General features: G+C 38.7%; 16 protein-coding genes and 1 pseudogene. 13 read left to right on the top strand and 4 right to left on the bottom strand.

The genetic code is table 11. The features are described 5' to 3' along the window. From FJR77_RS08830 to tacF, 4 genes and pseudogenes are all read right to left on the bottom strand, one after another. Nucleotides 1–172, bottom strand: a pseudogene (locus tag FJR77_RS08830) (IS3-like element ISSpn11 family transposase); the annotation flags it as partial. A 159-nt stretch (nt 173–331) separates the two neighbouring features. Further along, nucleotides 332–1,141 carry a LicD family protein gene (locus tag FJR77_RS08825; protein WP_140834471.1) on the bottom strand — a complete coding sequence of 270 codons (810 nt, stop codon included), beginning with the start codon at nt 1,139–1,141 and terminating at the stop codon, nt 332–334. A 1-nt stretch (nt 1,142) separates the two neighbouring features. Then, complete coding sequence (locus tag FJR77_RS08820; protein ID WP_140834469.1) at nt 1,143–1,946, bottom strand: LicD family protein; 804 nt, start codon at nt 1,944–1,946, stop codon at nt 1,143–1,145. A gap of 9 nt (nt 1,947–1,955) precedes the next feature. After that, the gene (gene tacF, locus FJR77_RS08815) at nt 1,956–3,443 is read right to left on the bottom strand and encodes a type IV teichoic acid flippase TacF (RefSeq protein WP_140834467.1); all 1,488 of its coding nucleotides are present in this window, start codon (nt 3,441–3,443) and stop codon (nt 1,956–1,958) included. A gap of 334 nt (nt 3,444–3,777) precedes the next feature. On the opposite strand from tacF, the gene FJR77_RS08810 reads away from it, so the two are divergent. The 13 genes from FJR77_RS08810 (at nt 3,778) to FJR77_RS08750 (ending at nt 16,444) form a co-directional block, all read left to right on the top strand. Further along, on the top strand, nt 3,778–4,485 hold the full coding sequence (locus FJR77_RS08810; RefSeq protein ID WP_000638487.1) for an IspD/TarI family cytidylyltransferase: 708 nt from the start codon (nt 3,778–3,780) through the stop codon (nt 4,483–4,485). Between the two features lie 4 nt (nt 4,486–4,489). Next, complete coding sequence (locus FJR77_RS08805) at nt 4,490–5,512, top strand: ribitol-5-phosphate dehydrogenase (RefSeq protein ID WP_000609881.1); 1,023 nt, start codon at nt 4,490–4,492, stop codon at nt 5,510–5,512. A gap of 16 nt (nt 5,513–5,528) precedes the next feature. Next, nucleotides 5,529–6,398: a phosphotransferase family protein gene (locus FJR77_RS08800; RefSeq protein WP_140834465.1), complete on the top strand. Its 870-nt coding sequence runs from the start codon at nt 5,529–5,531 to the stop codon at nt 6,396–6,398. Next, nucleotides 6,388–7,266, top strand: a complete 879-nt coding sequence (locus FJR77_RS08795) for a DMT family transporter (RefSeq protein ID WP_140834463.1) — start codon at nt 6,388–6,390, stop codon at nt 7,264–7,266. Before FJR77_RS08800 ends, FJR77_RS08795 begins: the two co-directional genes overlap by 11 nt. Before the next feature lie 11 nt (nt 7,267–7,277). Further along, nucleotides 7,278–7,967, top strand: a complete 690-nt coding sequence (locus FJR77_RS08790) for a sugar phosphate nucleotidyltransferase (protein WP_000643974.1) — start codon at nt 7,278–7,280, stop codon at nt 7,965–7,967. A gap of 87 nt (nt 7,968–8,054) precedes the next feature. Next, on the top strand, nt 8,055–8,903 hold the full coding sequence (gene dprA, locus FJR77_RS08785) for a DNA-processing protein DprA (RefSeq protein ID WP_140834460.1): 849 nt from the start codon (nt 8,055–8,057) through the stop codon (nt 8,901–8,903). A 232-nt stretch (nt 8,904–9,135) separates the two neighbouring features. Continuing rightward, nucleotides 9,136–11,223 carry a type I DNA topoisomerase gene (gene topA / locus FJR77_RS08780; RefSeq protein WP_140860118.1) on the top strand — a complete coding sequence of 696 codons (2,088 nt, stop codon included), beginning with the start codon at nt 9,136–9,138 and terminating at the stop codon, nt 11,221–11,223. 256 nt (nt 11,224–11,479) lie between these two features. After that, nucleotides 11,480–11,839, top strand: a complete 360-nt coding sequence (locus tag FJR77_RS08775; protein ID WP_001237214.1) for a YbaN family protein — start codon at nt 11,480–11,482, stop codon at nt 11,837–11,839. Between the two features lie 90 nt (nt 11,840–11,929). Continuing rightward, nucleotides 11,930–12,562: a copper homeostasis protein CutC gene (locus tag FJR77_RS08770; protein ID WP_140834456.1), complete on the top strand. Its 633-nt coding sequence runs from the start codon at nt 11,930–11,932 to the stop codon at nt 12,560–12,562. Between the two features lie 43 nt (nt 12,563–12,605). After that, nucleotides 12,606–13,262 (top strand): MmcQ/YjbR family DNA-binding protein, encoded by a 657-nt coding sequence (locus FJR77_RS08765; protein ID WP_140834454.1) that lies wholly within the window; start codon nt 12,606–12,608, stop codon nt 13,260–13,262. A gap of 304 nt (nt 13,263–13,566) precedes the next feature. Continuing rightward, nucleotides 13,567–15,129 (top strand): 2-isopropylmalate synthase, encoded by a 1,563-nt coding sequence (locus FJR77_RS08760; RefSeq protein WP_140834452.1) that lies wholly within the window; start codon nt 13,567–13,569, stop codon nt 15,127–15,129. 11 nt (nt 15,130–15,140) lie between these two features. After that, entirely contained in the window at nt 15,141–16,178 is a 1,038-nt protein-coding gene (leuB, locus tag FJR77_RS08755) for a 3-isopropylmalate dehydrogenase (protein ID WP_140834450.1), read from the top strand. Continuing rightward, entirely contained in the window at nt 16,175–16,444 is a 270-nt protein-coding gene (locus tag FJR77_RS08750) for a DUF1294 domain-containing protein (RefSeq protein WP_140834448.1), read from the top strand. The genes leuB and FJR77_RS08750 overlap by 4 nt, the downstream gene beginning before the upstream one ends. Nucleotide 16,445 lies beyond the last annotated feature (1 nt).

The raw sequence follows: 16,445 nt of genomic DNA, 5'->3' as shown, positions 1-16,445 counted from the left end.
AGTAACGATTTTTTCCTTTTTTGACAAACTCTATTCCGTAACGATCAATCAATTTAATCATGTATCTAATATTAGAATTGTTTATACCAAATTTATTCGAAAGCTTCTCTAAGCTATATTCTTGTTTTCTAAGTTCATAGATCTGAACTTTATCATCATAAGTTAATTTCATAATAAAAACACCCCAAAAGTTAGATTTTTTCTGTCTAACTTTTGGGGTGCAGTTCAACTTGATATTATGCGTTTTATTGTGGGAAGATTTACTTCATTTTCTACTAAAATTAAGTTTTTGAATAACCTCTATTTTAGTAGTTTGTATAGTCGCCCTTAATCAATTTTTGCGATAAGCTTTAATACTATGACTGTACCATTCTTGCAGTTCCTTTGATGGTGGTGTCATATAATCACCATACATCTGTGTTAAAAATTGATCATATTTTTTAGGGACTGGTAACATACGGCCTTCAAACTCAGTTAAAATCAGTTCTTTAAAGGTATCAACTGGGAATATTTCTTTCATTCCTTCCTTACCAATCCCGATTCCTCCTTCATATTGAGGAGTGTTGGTTGCAGCATTTTTGACTAGTTGATCAATTTTCTTGTAAAAGTAGCGGGGATCGACAAATCGGAGAGCGTACCAACTACATAATCTAAGAAAATCTTTTAATTTGCTATCGCCGTGAACTGCTCGTGATTTTTTGATATAAGCTAGTTGACGAAGGGCTACATACTTATAACTCTTGTCGACAATGCTCAAGTCTGTAAAGCGATCAATTGGGAAGACATCGATAAAGAGACTGGTGTCATGACGCTTGTACTTAACATGGTCTTCGATAACAGTAGAAGTATCCAAAATCGATGCGAAATTATGGAAGTACCAAGAAGAAGTGTCGTAGGAAAGAACCTTGTAGCGAGGGTGATTTTCTTTCTCTATAATATCCAGTAAACGTTCATAATCTTCACGATAGAGAGAAATATCAATATCATCATCCCAGGGAATCATACCTTTGTGGCGGATAGCTCCAAGCATGGTTCCATAACTGAGAAAATAAGGAATATTATGTTTCTTACAAGTCTCATCAATATAATCTAGCAGGGCTAGTTGAATTTCTTTAATTTCTTCTTTTTTTAAATATTGCATCCTAATCCTCCAATTTGTAGGCATGAAATTCATGACTGTAGAAGCGTTTTTCTTCAGGTGGCAAGGTCATATAATCCCCATAAAATTGAGTCAAAATAGTATCAAATTTTTCAGGTGCTGGAAGGATTAAATTTTCAAAGGCTAAATCGATTGTTTTATCAAAAGTACCACTTGGAAAGACTTCCTTTTCCTTAAATTTAGAAGGGATAAAGGCCATATACTGCCCATTCTCACGACTATATTTTTGAATTTCTTTCTCTATTTTATGTGCGAAGTAACGAGGAGAAACAGGTCGAAGTAGCAACCAAAAGGCTGTTCGTATCCAATCTTTTAAAAGGCTATCTTTATAGACAATATTTTTGTGTTTACTGAAAGACAGAAGTTTAAAACTTTCCAGTTTGTAACAAGTATCAATGACCTTAGGATCATCAAATCGGTCCATAGGGAAAATGTCAATAAAGACACCAGACTCATAGGTTTTCGTATTTCGAGTATCGATTATTTTAGTCGTACTGTCGGTGATTTTGATAAAGTTGTTAAAGTAGTTTTTATCTGTTTCCAAGGATAGGAGCTTATATTTGCTTTTTTCCTTTTGAAAAATGTTTATAAATCGTTGGTAGTCTTCTCGAGGCATGGATAAATCAATATCGTCGTCCCAAGGGATAAAGCCCTCATGTCGAACTGCCCCAATCAGAGTCCCGTAGTTAATAATATAGTTGATATTGTGCTTTTTACAGAGAGTATCAATATAATCCAAAATTTCTAATTCAATTTGTTTGGCATCTTCAATAGTTAGTTGTTTCATTCTATACTCCTATGATCTTTTGAATTTATTTTTTAAGGCTAGGACATGGTTTAAAAATTCATAGAAAATGCTATCTTTTGTGAAGACAAGTAGACTAATATAAGAGATGGCTGATAGCAAGACAATCAAACCAGTATTAATCAAAAATGGCAAATTAATGACCATATCTACAGGATACAATAAATTAATCAGGAAATAAATTCCTACAAAGGAAAGTGAAAAGAGCGAGTATCGAACAGTATAGCTAAAGATATGTCCCAAGTGAATAAGTTGTTTTCTATGGATGAAAATGATATAGAAAACAAGTAGAGAGGCCTCTGATAGCATAGTTGTCAGTAAGTAGTACTCAGGAGCCACGATTTGGTTAAAAAAGAGAAGACTATTTAAGGCCAAATTGAGTAATCCTGCAAAGACTGTATAGACTGTGATTCGTTTTTCATAGCCATTTGTAAAGAGAATTTGGGAACCAAGAATGGTATCCAGTGCCAGGATAATCGTACGAAAAGCGAAGAGAGAGGTTAAGATACCGCCTCCGATATATTTTTCACTACCGTAAAGTAGGATGGCATTTGGTCCTAAAACCATGAGTCCAAAACTCAGTGGGATGATAAAGAAGTTAAAGATTCGACTGCCTCTGTTAACAAGTGCGACATAGGCTTCCTTGTCGCCTTTTCCTAGATAATAACTGAGACGAGGCACACTCACTCCGATAGCTCCTGTTACAACACCAGCAATAACGGTCACAATTCGTTGAGCCATGGTATAGTAACTAACGTTGACATCAATTCCTGTTTTAACGAGGAAGAGGCGATCTAAAAAAGTGAAGAGCATATTGGCATTGGCAAAGACTAACATGGCTGTCAGCGGGAGAAAGAGTGGTTTAAAATCACTTAGGTTGATTTTAACAAGTTTGATGTCTCTTTTAATCCAAAAATAACTAATCAGATAGTTAATCAGTGTCGATAAACTCATCACAAGTGTGTAGATAACAATATCGTGTTCATTTTTGACAAACAGGAAAATAGAGACCAGCATCAGGATACGGATGAAGGCAGTTTTGTAAAAGAGAAAACTATAATTTTCCAGAGCTTCATTGACCCATTCGATTGAAAAAATCTGGGCAATGAGTTGAATCCCCATAACAAGGTATACTTTTTTGATGATTGGATTATCAGTAAAGAAGAGAGGATAGGCAAGGATATAGACAGCGGTGGTCAAAATCGTACAAGCTATGCACAAATAAAAAAGACTGGAGAAGGTTCTATTAAGATCTTTTTTGTTATCCTTGACATTACTGATGGCCCGTAAACCGTAGTTATAGACTCCATAAGTCGCAAAGGGTAAGAAAAATGACAAAATAGTGTCAACTGAGTTGAAGTAACCATAGTCAGTTCGGTCCAAGACACGCGCTACATAGGTTCCAGTTAGGATGGGAAAAATAATATTTAAGACACGAATTCCCATGTAAGATAGAGCATTTAATTTTATACTTTTCATTCAATTTACCTCGTTTTTCATTATATCATAAAGTTAGCTAATAAGAAATGAAGGGTAGTAAGCCAAGTAATTGCTTTGAAGTTTCAAAGCTTAATTTTAAGATTTTTTTAAGGAAATTATATTATTCTGGAGAACTCTAAAATTTCACAGCCATTTATTGGTAATGACTATAGAATTCCTAGTCATTACTAGAAATGGACTAGTTTCTTTGAATAATAGAACTCCTTAATCCTTCTATTCTAGAACGGGAGGACCGATATTTCTTTTATGATAGGACTAGATTGTGGTATAATAGAGAGAATAAGTTTTTTTAGTAAGACAAAGGAGAAAATAGATGATTTATGCAGGAATTCTTGCTGGTGGAACTGGCACACGTATGGGAATCAGTAACTTGCCAAAACAATTTTTAGAGCTAGGTGATCGACCTATTTTGATTCATACAATTGAAAAATTTGTCTTGGAACCAAGTATTGAAAAAATTGTAGTTGGTGTTCATGGAGACTGGGTTTCTCATGCAGAGGATCTTGTAGATAAATATCTACCTCTTCATAAGGATCGTATCATCATTACAAAAGGTGGTGCTGACCGTAATACGAGTATTGAGAAAATCATTGAAGCTATCGATGCTTATCGTCCGCTTACTCCAGAGGATATCGTTGTTACTCACGATTCTGTTCGTCCATTTATTACGCTTCGCATGATTCAAGACAATATCAAACTTGCCCAAAATCATGACGCAGTGGACACTGTGGTAGAAGCTGTTGATACTATCGTTGAAAGCACTAACGGTCAATTCATTACAGATATTCCAAATCGTGCTCACCTCTATCAAGGACAAACACCTCAAACATTCCGTTGCAAGGACTTCATGGATCTTTATGGCTCTCTTTCTGCTGAAGAGAAAGAAATCTTGACAGATGCATGTAAAATCTTTGTGATTAAAGGAAAAGATGTGGCCTTGGCCAAAGGTGAATATTCAAATCTAAAAATTACAACCGTAACAGATTTGAAGATTGCAAAAAGTATGATTGAGAAAGACTAGTAAAATGATTAATCAAATTTATCAACTAACTAAGCCTAAGTTTATCAACGTCAAATATCAGGAAGAGGCTATTGACCAAGAGAATCATATCCTTATCCGTCCCAACTACATGGCTGTCTGTCATGCGGATCAGCGTTACTATCAAGGAAAACGTGATCCCAAGATTTTGAATAAAAAGCTTCCAATGGCAATGATTCACGAGTCATGTGGAACCGTTATTTCTGATCCGACAGGAACCTATGAGGTTGGGCAAAAAGTCGTCATGATTCCCAATCAGCCTCCTATGCAGAGCGATGAAGAATTCTATGAGAACTACATGACAGGGACCCATTTCTTGTCTAGTGGATTTGATGGCTTTATGAGAGAGTTTGTTTCTCTCCCTAAAGACCGTGTGGTGGCTTATGATACTATTGAAGACACGGTTGCAGCCATTACTGAGTTTGTTAGTGTTGGCATGCATGCCATGAATCGCTTATTGAACCTTGCTCATAGCAAGCGTGACCGAATCGCCGTTATCGGAGATGGAAGTTTAGCTTTTGTAGTTGCCAATATTATCAATTATACTTTGCCAGAAGCAGAGATTGTGGTTATTGGTCGTCACTGGGAAAAATTGGAACTCTTCTCTTTTGCTAAAGAATGTTATATTACTGATAATATTCCTGAAGACTTGGCCTTTGACCATGCTTTTGAGTGTTGTGGTGGTGATGGTACTGGACCAGCCATTAATGACTTGATTCGCTACATTCGTCCTCAGGGAACGATTCTCATGATGGGTGTTAGCGAGTATAAAGCCAATCTCAATACACGTGATGCCCTAGAAAAAGGCTTGCTCTTGGTTGGGTCCTCTCGTTCTGGTCGCATTGATTTTGAAAATGCCATCCAAATGATGGAAGTCAAGAAATTTGCCAATCGTCTTAAAAATATCCTTTATCTAGAAGAACCTGTAAGAGAAATTAAAGATATTCACCGTGTCTTTGCGACCGATTTAAACACAGCCTTTAAAACAGTGTTTAAGTGGGAAGTATAAGTGCTGGAGGTTAATTGTGGAGAAAATCATTAAAGAAAAAATTTCTTCCTTGCTTACTCAAGAAGAGGAAGTCCTCAGTGTTGAACAACTGGGTGGAATGACCAATCAAAACTATTTGGTCAAAACAACAAATAAGCAATACATTGTTAAGTTCTTTGGTAAAGGGACAGAAAAGCTGATCAATCGTCAAGATGAAAAGTACAATCTTGAACTACTTAAAGATTTAGACCTAGATGTCAAAAATTATCTTTTTGATATTGAGGCTGGTATCAAAGTAAATGAGTATATTGAGTCGGCTATCACGCTTGATTCAAGGTCAATCAAGACTAAGTTTGATAAAATTGCTCCAATTTTACAAACGATTCATGCCTCTGGCAAAGAATTAAGAGGAGAATTTGCTCCTTTTGAAGAAATCAAAAAATACGAATCCTTGATTGAAGAAAAAATCCCTTATGCTAACTATGAAGCAGTTCGAAAAGAAGTCTTCTCCTTAGAGAAAAGACTGGCTGACTTAGGTGTTGATAGAAAATCTTGCCATATCGATTTGGTGCCTGAAAACTTTATCGAATCACCTCAAGGACGTCTATATCTGATTGACTGGGAATATTCATCAATGAATGATCCAATGTGGGATTTGGCAGCCCTATTTTTAGAATCTGAATTCACTTCCCAAGAGGAAGAAGCCTTCTTGTCTCGCTATGAGAGTGAGCAAACACCTGTCTCTCGTGAAAAGATTGCCATTTATAAAATTTTACAAGACGCTATTTGGAGTTTATGGACAGTTTACAAAGAAGAGCAAGGTGCAGATTTTGGTGATTATGGTGTGAGCCGTTACCAAAGAGCTATTAAAGGTTTGTCATATTATGGAGGTTCAGATGAAAAATAAAAATGGAGTTTCTTTTGGTCTACTCTCAGGTGTTTTCTGGGGATTAGGTCTAACTATTAGTGCTTATATCTTTTCGATTTTTACAGATTTGTCGCCCTTTGTGGTGGCCGCTGCTCACGATTTCTTGAGTATCTTTATCTTACTAGCTTTTCTTTTGGTAAAAGAAGGAAAAGTTCGTCTCTCAATTTTCTTAAATATTCGCAATGTTAGTGTTATCATTGGAGCCTTGCTAGCAGGCCCTATCGGTATGCAGGCCAATCTTTATGCAGTTAAGTATATTGGAAGTTCCTTAGCTTCATCTGTATCGGCTATCTACCCTGCAGTTTCAGTTTTATTGGCTTTCTTCTTTTTGAAGCACAAGATTTCAAAAAATACTGTATTTGGGATTGTCTTGATTATTGCAGGGATTATTGCTCAGACCTATAAGGTTGAACAGGTCAATTCCTTCTACATTGGGATTCTTTCTGCTTTGGTTTGTGCTATTGCATGGGGAAGTGAGAGTGTTCTTAGCTCCTTTGCCATGGAAAGTGAATTGAGTGAAATCGAAGCCCTCTTAATTCGTCAAGTGACTTCATTCTTGTCTTATCTTGTGATTGTGCTCTTCTCTCATCAGTCATTTGCAGAAGTAGCCAATGGGCAATTACTAGGTCTTATGATTGTCTTTGCAGCCTTTGATATGATTTCCTATTTGGCTTATTATATCGCTATTAATCGCTTGCAACCAGCCAAGGCTACAGGTTTGAACGTGAGTTATGTAGTTTGGACGGTCTTGTTTGCAGCTCTCTTCTTGGGAACAGCACTAGATATGCTGACAATTATTACGTCACTTGTCGTCATTGCTGGAGTTTATATTATTATTAAAGAATAAAGGAGATTCGTGTGAAAGCCATTATCTTAGCAGCGGGCTTGGGAACTCGCTTGCGTCCTATGACTGAAAATACCCCTAAAGCCTTGGTTCAGGTTAATCAAAAACCCTTGATTGAATACCAAATTGAGTTTTTAAAAGAAAAAGGAATCAATGACATCATCATCATTGTTGGTTACCTTAAAGAACAATTCGATTATTTGAAAGAAAAATATGGTGTTCGCCTCGTCTTCAATGATAAATACGCTGACTACAATAACTTTTACTCTCTCTATCTTGTAAAAGAAGAATTAGCTAACAGCTATGTTATTGATGCCGATAATTATCTCTTTAAAAATATGTTCCGCAATGATTTGACTCGTTCGACTTATTTTAGTGTCTATCGTGAAGATTGTACCAACGAATGGTTCTTGGTCTATGGAGATGACTATAAGGTTCAAGACATTACTGTTGATAGCAAGGCAGGCCGCATTCTTAGTGGTGTATCCTTCTGGGATGCTCCAACTGCAGAAAAAATTGTCAGCTTTATTGACAAGGCTTATGCAAGTGGAGAATTTGTTGATCTCTACTGGGACAATATGGTTAAGGATAATATCAAAGAACTGGATGTCTATGTTGAAGAATTAGAAGGCAATAGCATCTATGAAATCGATAGTGTCCAAGACTACCATAAATTAGAAGAAATTCTTAAAAACGAAAATTAAAGATTCCAACATCTGGCTGAAATAGTCGGATGTTTTTTTGATTTTTTACGAATAAATAGATGACTAGAAAAAGAAATGGAGTTATTTATGAAAATCACAAACTATGAAATCTATAAGTTGAAAAAATCAGGTTTGAGCAATCAACAGATTTTGAAGGTCCTAGAATACGGTGAAAATGTCGATCAAGAACTGTTGTTGGGTGATATTGCAGATATATCAGATTGCCGAAATCCAGCTGTTTTTATGGAACGTTATTTTCAGATAGACGATGCGCATTTGGAGAAGGAGTTTCAAAAATTTCCATCTTTCTCTATTTTAGATGACTGTTATCCTTGGGATTTGAGTGAAATATATGATGCACCTGTGCTTTTATTTTACAAGGGGAATCTCGACCTCTTGAAATTTCCAAAGGTGGCGGTCGTGGGCAGTCGTGCTTGTAGCAAACAGGGAGCTAAGTCAGTTGAAAAAGTCATTCAAGGATTGGAAAATGAACTGGTTATTGTCAGTGGATTAGCTAAGGGAATTGACACAGCAGCTCATATGGCAGCTCTTCAGAATGGCGGCAAAACCATTGCTGTGATTGGAACAGGGCTGGATGTGTTTTATCCTAAAGCCAATAAACGCTTGCAAGACTACATCGGCGATGACCATCTGGTTCTTAGTGAATATGGCCCTGGCGAACAACCTCTGAAATTTCATTTTCCTGCCCGTAATCGCATCATAGCTGGACTTTGCCGTGGCGTGATTGTAGCAGAGGCCAAGATGCGCTCAGGTAGTCTCATCACCTGTGAGAGGGCAATGGAAGAAGGACGCGATGTCTTTGCTATTCCTGGTAGCATTTTAGATGGACTATCAGACGGTTGCCATCATTTGATCCAAGAAGGAGCAAAATTGGTTACAAGTGGGAAGGATGTTCTTGCGGAATTTGAATTTTAATACTCTTCGAAAATCTCTTCAAACCACGTCAGCTTCCATCTGCAACCTCAAAACAGTGTTTTGAGCAACCTGCGGCTAGCTTCCTAGTTTGCTCTTTGATTTTCATTGAGTATAAGAAGAAAGTCTGCTTACTAGACAAACTTTTCTTCTATATATTGGAGCTAAGTCTTGACAGTTATGGCAAAATGGTTTACACTTTATAAAGTTTATTACTTTGAAAAGGTGTGATACTGTGGCTACGGCAACAAAAAAGAAAAAATCAACAGTTAAAAAAAATCTAGTAATCGTGGAGTCGCCTGCTAAGGCCAAAACGATTGAAAAATATCTCGGCAGAAACTACAAGGTTTTAGCCAGTGTTGGGCATATTCGAGATTTGAAGAAATCCAGTATGTCAGTCGATATTGAAAATAATTATGAACCGCAATATATCAATATCCGAGGAAAAGGTCCTCTTATCAATGACTTGAAAAAAGAAGCCAAAAAAGCTAATAAAGTCTTTCTGGCAAGTGACCCGGACCGTGAAGGAGAAGCGATTTCTTGGCATTTGGCCCATATTCTCAACTTGGATGAAAATGATGCCAACCGTGTGGTCTTCAATGAAATCACCAAAGATGCGGTCAAAAATGCTTTTAAAGAACCTCGTAAGATTGATATGGACTTGGTCGATGCCCAACAGGCTCGTCGTGTCCTAGACCGCTTGGTAGGATATTCGATTTCGCCTATTTTGTGGAAGAAGGTCAAGAAGGGTTTATCAGCAGGGCGCGTACAGTCTATTGCGCTCAAGTTAATCATTGATCGTGAGAATGAAATCAATGCCTTCCAGCCAGAAGAATACTGGACAATTGATGCTGTTTTTAAAAAGGGAACCAAGCAATTTCAGGCTTCCTTCTATGGAGTAGATGGTAAAAAGATGAAACTGACTAGCAATGATGAGGTCAAGGAAGTCTTGTCTCGTCTGACTAGCAAAGATTTTTCAGTGGATCAGGTGGATAAGAAAGAGCGCAAACGCAATGCTCCATTACCCTATACTACTTCATCTATGCAGATGGATGCGGCTAATAAAATCAATTTCCGTACTCGAAAGACCATGATGGTTGCCCAACAGCTCTATGAGGGGATTAATATCGGTTCTGGTGTCCAAGGTTTGATTACCTATATGCGTACCGATTCAACTCGTATCAGCCCTGTAGCGCAGAACGAAGCAGCAAGTTTCATTACGGATCGTTTTGGTAGCAAGTATTCTAAGCATGGTAGCAAGGTCAAAAATGCTTCAGGAGCTCAGGATGTCCACGAGGCTATTCGTCCGTCTAGTGTCTTTAATACACCGGAAAGCATCGCTAAGTATTTAGACAAGGATCAGCTCAAGCTTTATACTCTTATTTGGAATCGTTTTGTAGCGAGTCAGATGACAGCTGCTGTCTTTGATACCATGGCTGTTAAATTGTCTCAAAATGGAGTTCAATTTGCTGCCAATGGTAGTCAGGTTAAGTTTGATGGTTATCTTGCCATTTATAATGATTCTGACAAGAATAAGATGTTACCAGATATGGTTGTTGGCGATGTGGTCAAGCAGGTCAATAGCAAACCAGAGCAACATTTCACTCAACCGCCTGCTCGTTATTCTGAAGCGACACTGATTAAGACCTTGGAGGAAAATGGGGTTGGACGTCCGTCAACCTACGCACCAACCATTGAAACTATTCAGAAACGTTACTATGTTCGCCTTGCAGCCAAACGTTTTGAACCAACAGAGTTGGGAGAAATTGTTAACAAGCTCATCGTTGAATATTTCCCAGATATCGTAAACGTGACCTTTACAGCTGAAATGGAAGGCAAACTGGATGACGTCGAAGTCGGAAAAGAGCAGTGGCAACGTGTCATTGATGCCTTTTACAAACCTTTCTCTAAAGAGGTTGCCAAGGCTGAAGAAGAAATGGAGAAAATCCAGATTAAGGATGAACCAGCTGGATTTGATTGTGAAGTGTGTGGCAGTCCAATGGTTATTAAACTTGGTCGTTTTGGTAAGTTCTACGCTTGCAGCAATTTCCCAGATTGCCGTCATACCCAAGCAATCGTGAAAGAAATCGGTGTTGAGTGTCCAAGTTGTCATCAGGGACAAATCATTGAGCGTAAAACCAAGCGTAACCGCCTCTTCTATGGTTGCAATCGCTATCCAGAATGTGAATTTACCTCTTGGGACAAGCCTGTTGGTCGTGACTGTCCAAAATGTGGCAACTTCCTCATGGAGAAAAAAGTCCGTGGTGGTGGCAAGCAGGTTGTTTGCAGCAAGGGTGATTACGAAGAAGAAAAGATTAAATAAGAGGAGAGTCCTGAAAGTGAATTTCAGGCTCTTTTGGTTAGAACTTGACAAAATTCATCATTTTATGCGAAACTAGAAGAAGATTATTTTATACTCAATGAAAATCAAAGAGCAAACTAGGAAACTAGCCGCAGGTTGCTCAAAGCACTGCTTTGAGGTTGCAGATAAGACTGACGAAGTCAGGAACCATACCTACGGTAAGGCGACGTTGACGCGGTTTGAAGAGATTTTCGAAGAGTATTAACTAGGAGAAGTTATGCGTCTTATCTATTTGATAATTGGTTTTTTATCACTGGCCTTGGCTATTGTTGGGGTTGTTTTACCCTTGTTACCTACAACACCTTTTCTTTTACTGTCTATTGCTTGTTTCTCCAGAAGTTCCAAGCGTTTCGAAGACTGGCTTTATCATACCAAGCTCTATCAAGCATATGTAGCTGATTTTCGCGAGACTAAGTCTATTGCGCGTGAACGAAAGAAAAAAATCATCGTATCTATCTACATCTTGATGGGAATTTCTATTTATTTTGCCCCTCTCTTACCAGTCAAAATCGGTCTGGGAGCTTTGACCATCTTTATCACCTATTATCTCTTCAAGGTCATTCCAGACAAAGAATAAAAAATAGTAACTATTTTCCTTGATATAAATGAAAGCATATTCACAACAATATGATATAATAAATTTAAAGTAATACTCAAGGAGAATCAAATGATTTACGAATTTTGTGCTGAAAATGTGACCTTGCTTGAAAAAGCGATGCAGGCTGGAGCTCGTCGAATCGAACTTTGTGACAATCTAGCAGTTGGTGGGACAACTCCCAGCTATGGAGTGACCAAGGCAGCGGTTGAATTGGCAGCTAACTACGATACGACCATCATGACCATGATTCGTCCACGTGGTGGCGACTTTGTCTATAATGACCTAGAAATTGCTATTATGCTAGAAGACATTCGGTTGACTGCTCAGGCTGGAAGTCAAGGGGTTGTATTTGGGGCTTTAACTGCTGATAAAAAGTTGGATAAGCCTAATCTGGAGAAGTTAATTGCTGCATCAAATGGAATGGAAATTGTCTTCCACATGGCCTTTGATGAATTGAGTGATGAAGAACAACTGGAAGCTATTGATTGGCTTAGCCAAGCTGGAGTCACTCGTATCCTAACTCGTGCTGGTGTGTCTGGAGATTCGCTAGAGAAACGCTTTGCTCACTATCACAAAATTTTGGAGCATGCTAAAGGTAAAATTGAAATTCTACCTGGTGGGGGGATTGACCTTGACAACCGTCAAACCTTTATCGATCAGCTAGGTGTGACACAATTGCACGGAACTAAGGTTGTCTTTTAAAAAATAGAAAGGAACTGCTAGCTTTGGGTAGCAGTTTTCACTTATGTTTGAAATTTTTAAATCCTATCAGTTTAATCAAGAAAAGGCTCGTGCCTATGGTTTTGTAGAAAGTAGTGGAGTTTGGACTTATAGCTGCATGATTTTGCAGGGTGATTTTGTCATGACTGTGTCCATAACTGCTGATAATGTGAATTTTCAGGTCTTTGATCAGGAAATGGGCGACCTCTATCCTCAAGTTCATATGGAAAGTATGACAGGAAGTTTTGTTGCAAGTGTCCGTAAGGCTTGTCTGGAGATTCTTTACCAGATTCGGAAGGCTTGTTTTGATGTGCAGGACTATATCTGTCCTCAGACTAAACGAATTATGACTCAGGTTCAGGAAAAATATGGTAATCAGTTGGAATATCTGTGGGAGAAATCTCCTGATACAGCAGTCTTAAGACATGAAGGCAATAAAAAGTGGTATACCGTCTTGATGAAAATCTCTTGGGATAAGCTGGAAAAGGGAAGAGAAGGTCAAGTGGAAGCAGTCAATCTCAAACATGACCAAGTAGCTGATTTGCTTTCACACAAGGGCATTTATCCAGCCTTTCATATGAATAAACGTTACTGGATTAGTGTGTCCCTTGATGATACTTTATCAGATGAAGAAGTACTAGAATTGATGGAAAAAAGTTGGAACTTAACCTCTAAAAAATGAAACATTTCAATAATTTTCAATTAGCAAAATATTCTCTACTGAAGAAATTTTCAGAAAATATTGGATTTTTTTCTTGACAACTACTTTTGCCTATGCTAAAATACTAAACAAGATATCAAACGAAGGAGAAAGTCAAACATGAAAACAGCTAAGTTTAATCAATTTGCTTTGTTGTTGAGATACTCGGGCTAGTGCAAAATGCATTAGTCCTGTTTGGCTTACCAAGCGGGAGTAAATCAACATCTCGCTTGGAACTCCGAGCGAGATGTTTTTTTAAAACCAAATTTAGAAAAGGGGAAATCTTATGAGAACAGTTGAATTTCTAGATACTAGCCTTCGAGATGGTGAGCAGACACCAGGTGTTAATTTTTCTATTAAGGAAAAGATTGCCATTGCAAGACAACTGGAAAAATGGGGAATTTCGGCAATTGAAGCTGGTTTTCCGGCGGCGAGTCCTGATTCATTCACAGCAGTGCAGGAAATCGCCAAGGTCTTGAAGAAAACAGCGGTGACTGGATTAGCTCGCTCTGTTAAATCAGATATTGACGCTTGTTATGAAGCACTTAAGGATGCTAAGTATCCACAAATCCATGTTTTTATCGCTACTAGTCCTATCCATCGGGAATTTAAGTTGAATAAAAACAAAGAGGAAATTTTGGAAGCTATTAAGGAGCATGTTTCCTATGCCCGTTCTAAGTTTGAGGTTGTCGAATTCTCTCCTGAAGATGCGACTAGAACGGAGTTGGATTTTCTCTTGCAAGTTGTTCAAACAGCGGTTGATGCAGGTGCATCTTATATCAATATCCCTGATACGGTAGGATTTACCACACCAGAGGAATACGGAGCTATCTTCAAATACTTGATTGAGAATGTAAAAACAGACCGTAAGATTATCTATTCGCCTCACTGTCACGATGACCTTGGAATGGCAGTAGCTAATAGCCTTGCTGCTGTCAAGAATGGAGCGGGGCGTGTTGAAGGAACCATTAACGGTATTGGAGAACGAGCTGGCAATGCTGCTTTGGAAGAAATTGCAGTAGCCCTCAATATTCGCCAAGATTACTACCAAGCAGAAACCAGTATTGTCTTAAACGAAACCATCAATACGTCAGAAATGGTTTCTCGCTTCTCAGGAATTCCAGTTCCTAAAAACAAGGCGGTAGTCGGTGGAAATGCCTTTTCTCACGAATCTGGTATTCACCAAGACGGAGTCCTTAAAAATCCTCTCACTTATGAGATCATCACCCCTGAATTGGTTGGTGTTAAGAGTAACAGTCTTCCTCTTGGAAAATTATCTGGTCGCCATGCCTTTGTTGAGAAACTAAGAGAACTAGCCCTAGATTTTACGGAAGAGGACATCAAGCCACTCTTTGCTAAGTTCAAGGCGCTGGCCGACAAGAAACAAGAAATCACAGATGCAGATATTCGTGCTCTGGTAGCTGGAACCATGGTTGAAAATCCAGAAGGCTTCCACTTTGATGATTTACAACTGCAAACCCATGCAGATAATGACATCGAAGCGCTTGTTAGCCTAGCCAATATGGATGGTGAGAAAGTCGAATTTAATGCGACAGGGCAAGGTTCCGTTGAGGCAATCTTTAACGCTATCGACAAGTTCTTCAATCAATCTGTTCGCTTGGTGTCCTATACCATTGATGCGGTGACAGATGGAATCGATGCCCAAGCTCGGGTCTTGGTCACTGTTGAAAATAGAGATACAGAAACTATTTTTAATGCAGCAGGTCTTGATTTCGATGTGTTGAAGGCTTCTGCTATTGCCTATATCAATGCTAATACTTTTGTTCAAAAAGAGAATGCTGGTGAGATGGGACGCAGTGTTTCCTATCGCGACATGCCTAGTGTGTAAAGGAGAATGCTATGACAAAGAAAATAGTAGCTCTAGCAGGGGATGGGATCGGTCCAGAAATCATGGAGGCTGGGTTAGAGGTTCTGGAAGCCCTAGCTGAAAAAACAGGCTTTGACTATGAGATTGATAGACGACCTTTTGGAGGTGCAGGTATTGATGCTGCAGGGCATCCCTTACCTGATGAAACCCTCAAGGCAAGTAGAGAAGCAGATGCCATTCTTCTAGCGGCTATCGGTAGTCCTCAGTATGATAGTGCAGCGGTTCGGCCTGAACAAGGCTTGCTGGCTCTGCGTAAGGAACTCAATCTCTATGCTAATATTCGCCCTGTTAAGATTTTTGAGAGTCTCAAGCATTTGTCACCTCTTAAACCAGAACGAATTGCTGGTGTAGACTTTGTCGTGGTGCGTGAGTTGACAGGCGGGATTTACTTTGGAGATCATATTCTTGAAGAGCGAAAAGCGCGTGATATCAACGACTATAGCTATGAGGAAGTGGAGCGGATTGTTCGTAAATCCTTTGAGATTGCAAGAAATCGCAGAAAAATCGTTACTAGTATCGATAAGCAAAATGTGTTGGCAACATCAAAACTCTGGCGGAGAGTAGCTGAGAAGGTCTCACAGGATTTCCCAGATGTAACCTTGGAGCACCAGCTAGTCGACTCAGCTTCCATGCTTATGATTACCAATCCTGCCAAGTTTGATGTCATCGTGACAGAAAATCTTTTCGGAGATATTCTCTCTGATGAATCAAGCGTTTTATCTGGCACACTTGGAGTTATGCCATCAGCCAGTCATTCTGAAAATGGATCAAGTCTCTATGAGCCCATTCACGGTTCAGCTCCTGATATTGCAGGTCAAGGAATTGCAAATCCTATTTCCATGATTTTATCAGTGGCCATGATGTTGAGAGATAGTTTCGGACGTTATGAGGATGCAGAGCGTATCGAGCATGCTGTCGAGGCAAGTTTGGCGGCTGGTATATTAACGAGAGATATAGGAGGACAGGCTTCGACCAAGGAAATGACAGAAGCCATTATTGCAAGGTTATGAAGTTAGACGAAAAAATTACTCTAGTTCTCTTGATTTGGAATGTCATGGTTTTCTTGATTTATGGCATTGACAAATCCAAGGCAAGGAGAAGAACTTGGCGCATCCCAGAGAAAATCTTACTCATTTTAGCCTTTACTTGTGGTGGTTTTGGAGCTTGGTTTGCAGGAATCACCTTTCATCACAAGACTAGAAAATGGTACTTTAAAACAGTTTGGTTTCTTGGGATGGTGACCACACTAGTAGTCTTATATGTTATTTGGAGGTAAT

The sequence above is a fragment of the Streptococcus shenyangsis genome (assembly GCF_006385785.1).
Taxonomy (GTDB): domain Bacteria; phylum Bacillota; class Bacilli; order Lactobacillales; family Streptococcaceae; genus Streptococcus; species Streptococcus shenyangsis.
Note: the sequence above shows the minus strand (reverse complement) of the source record. Positions and strands in the feature narration are given on the sequence as shown.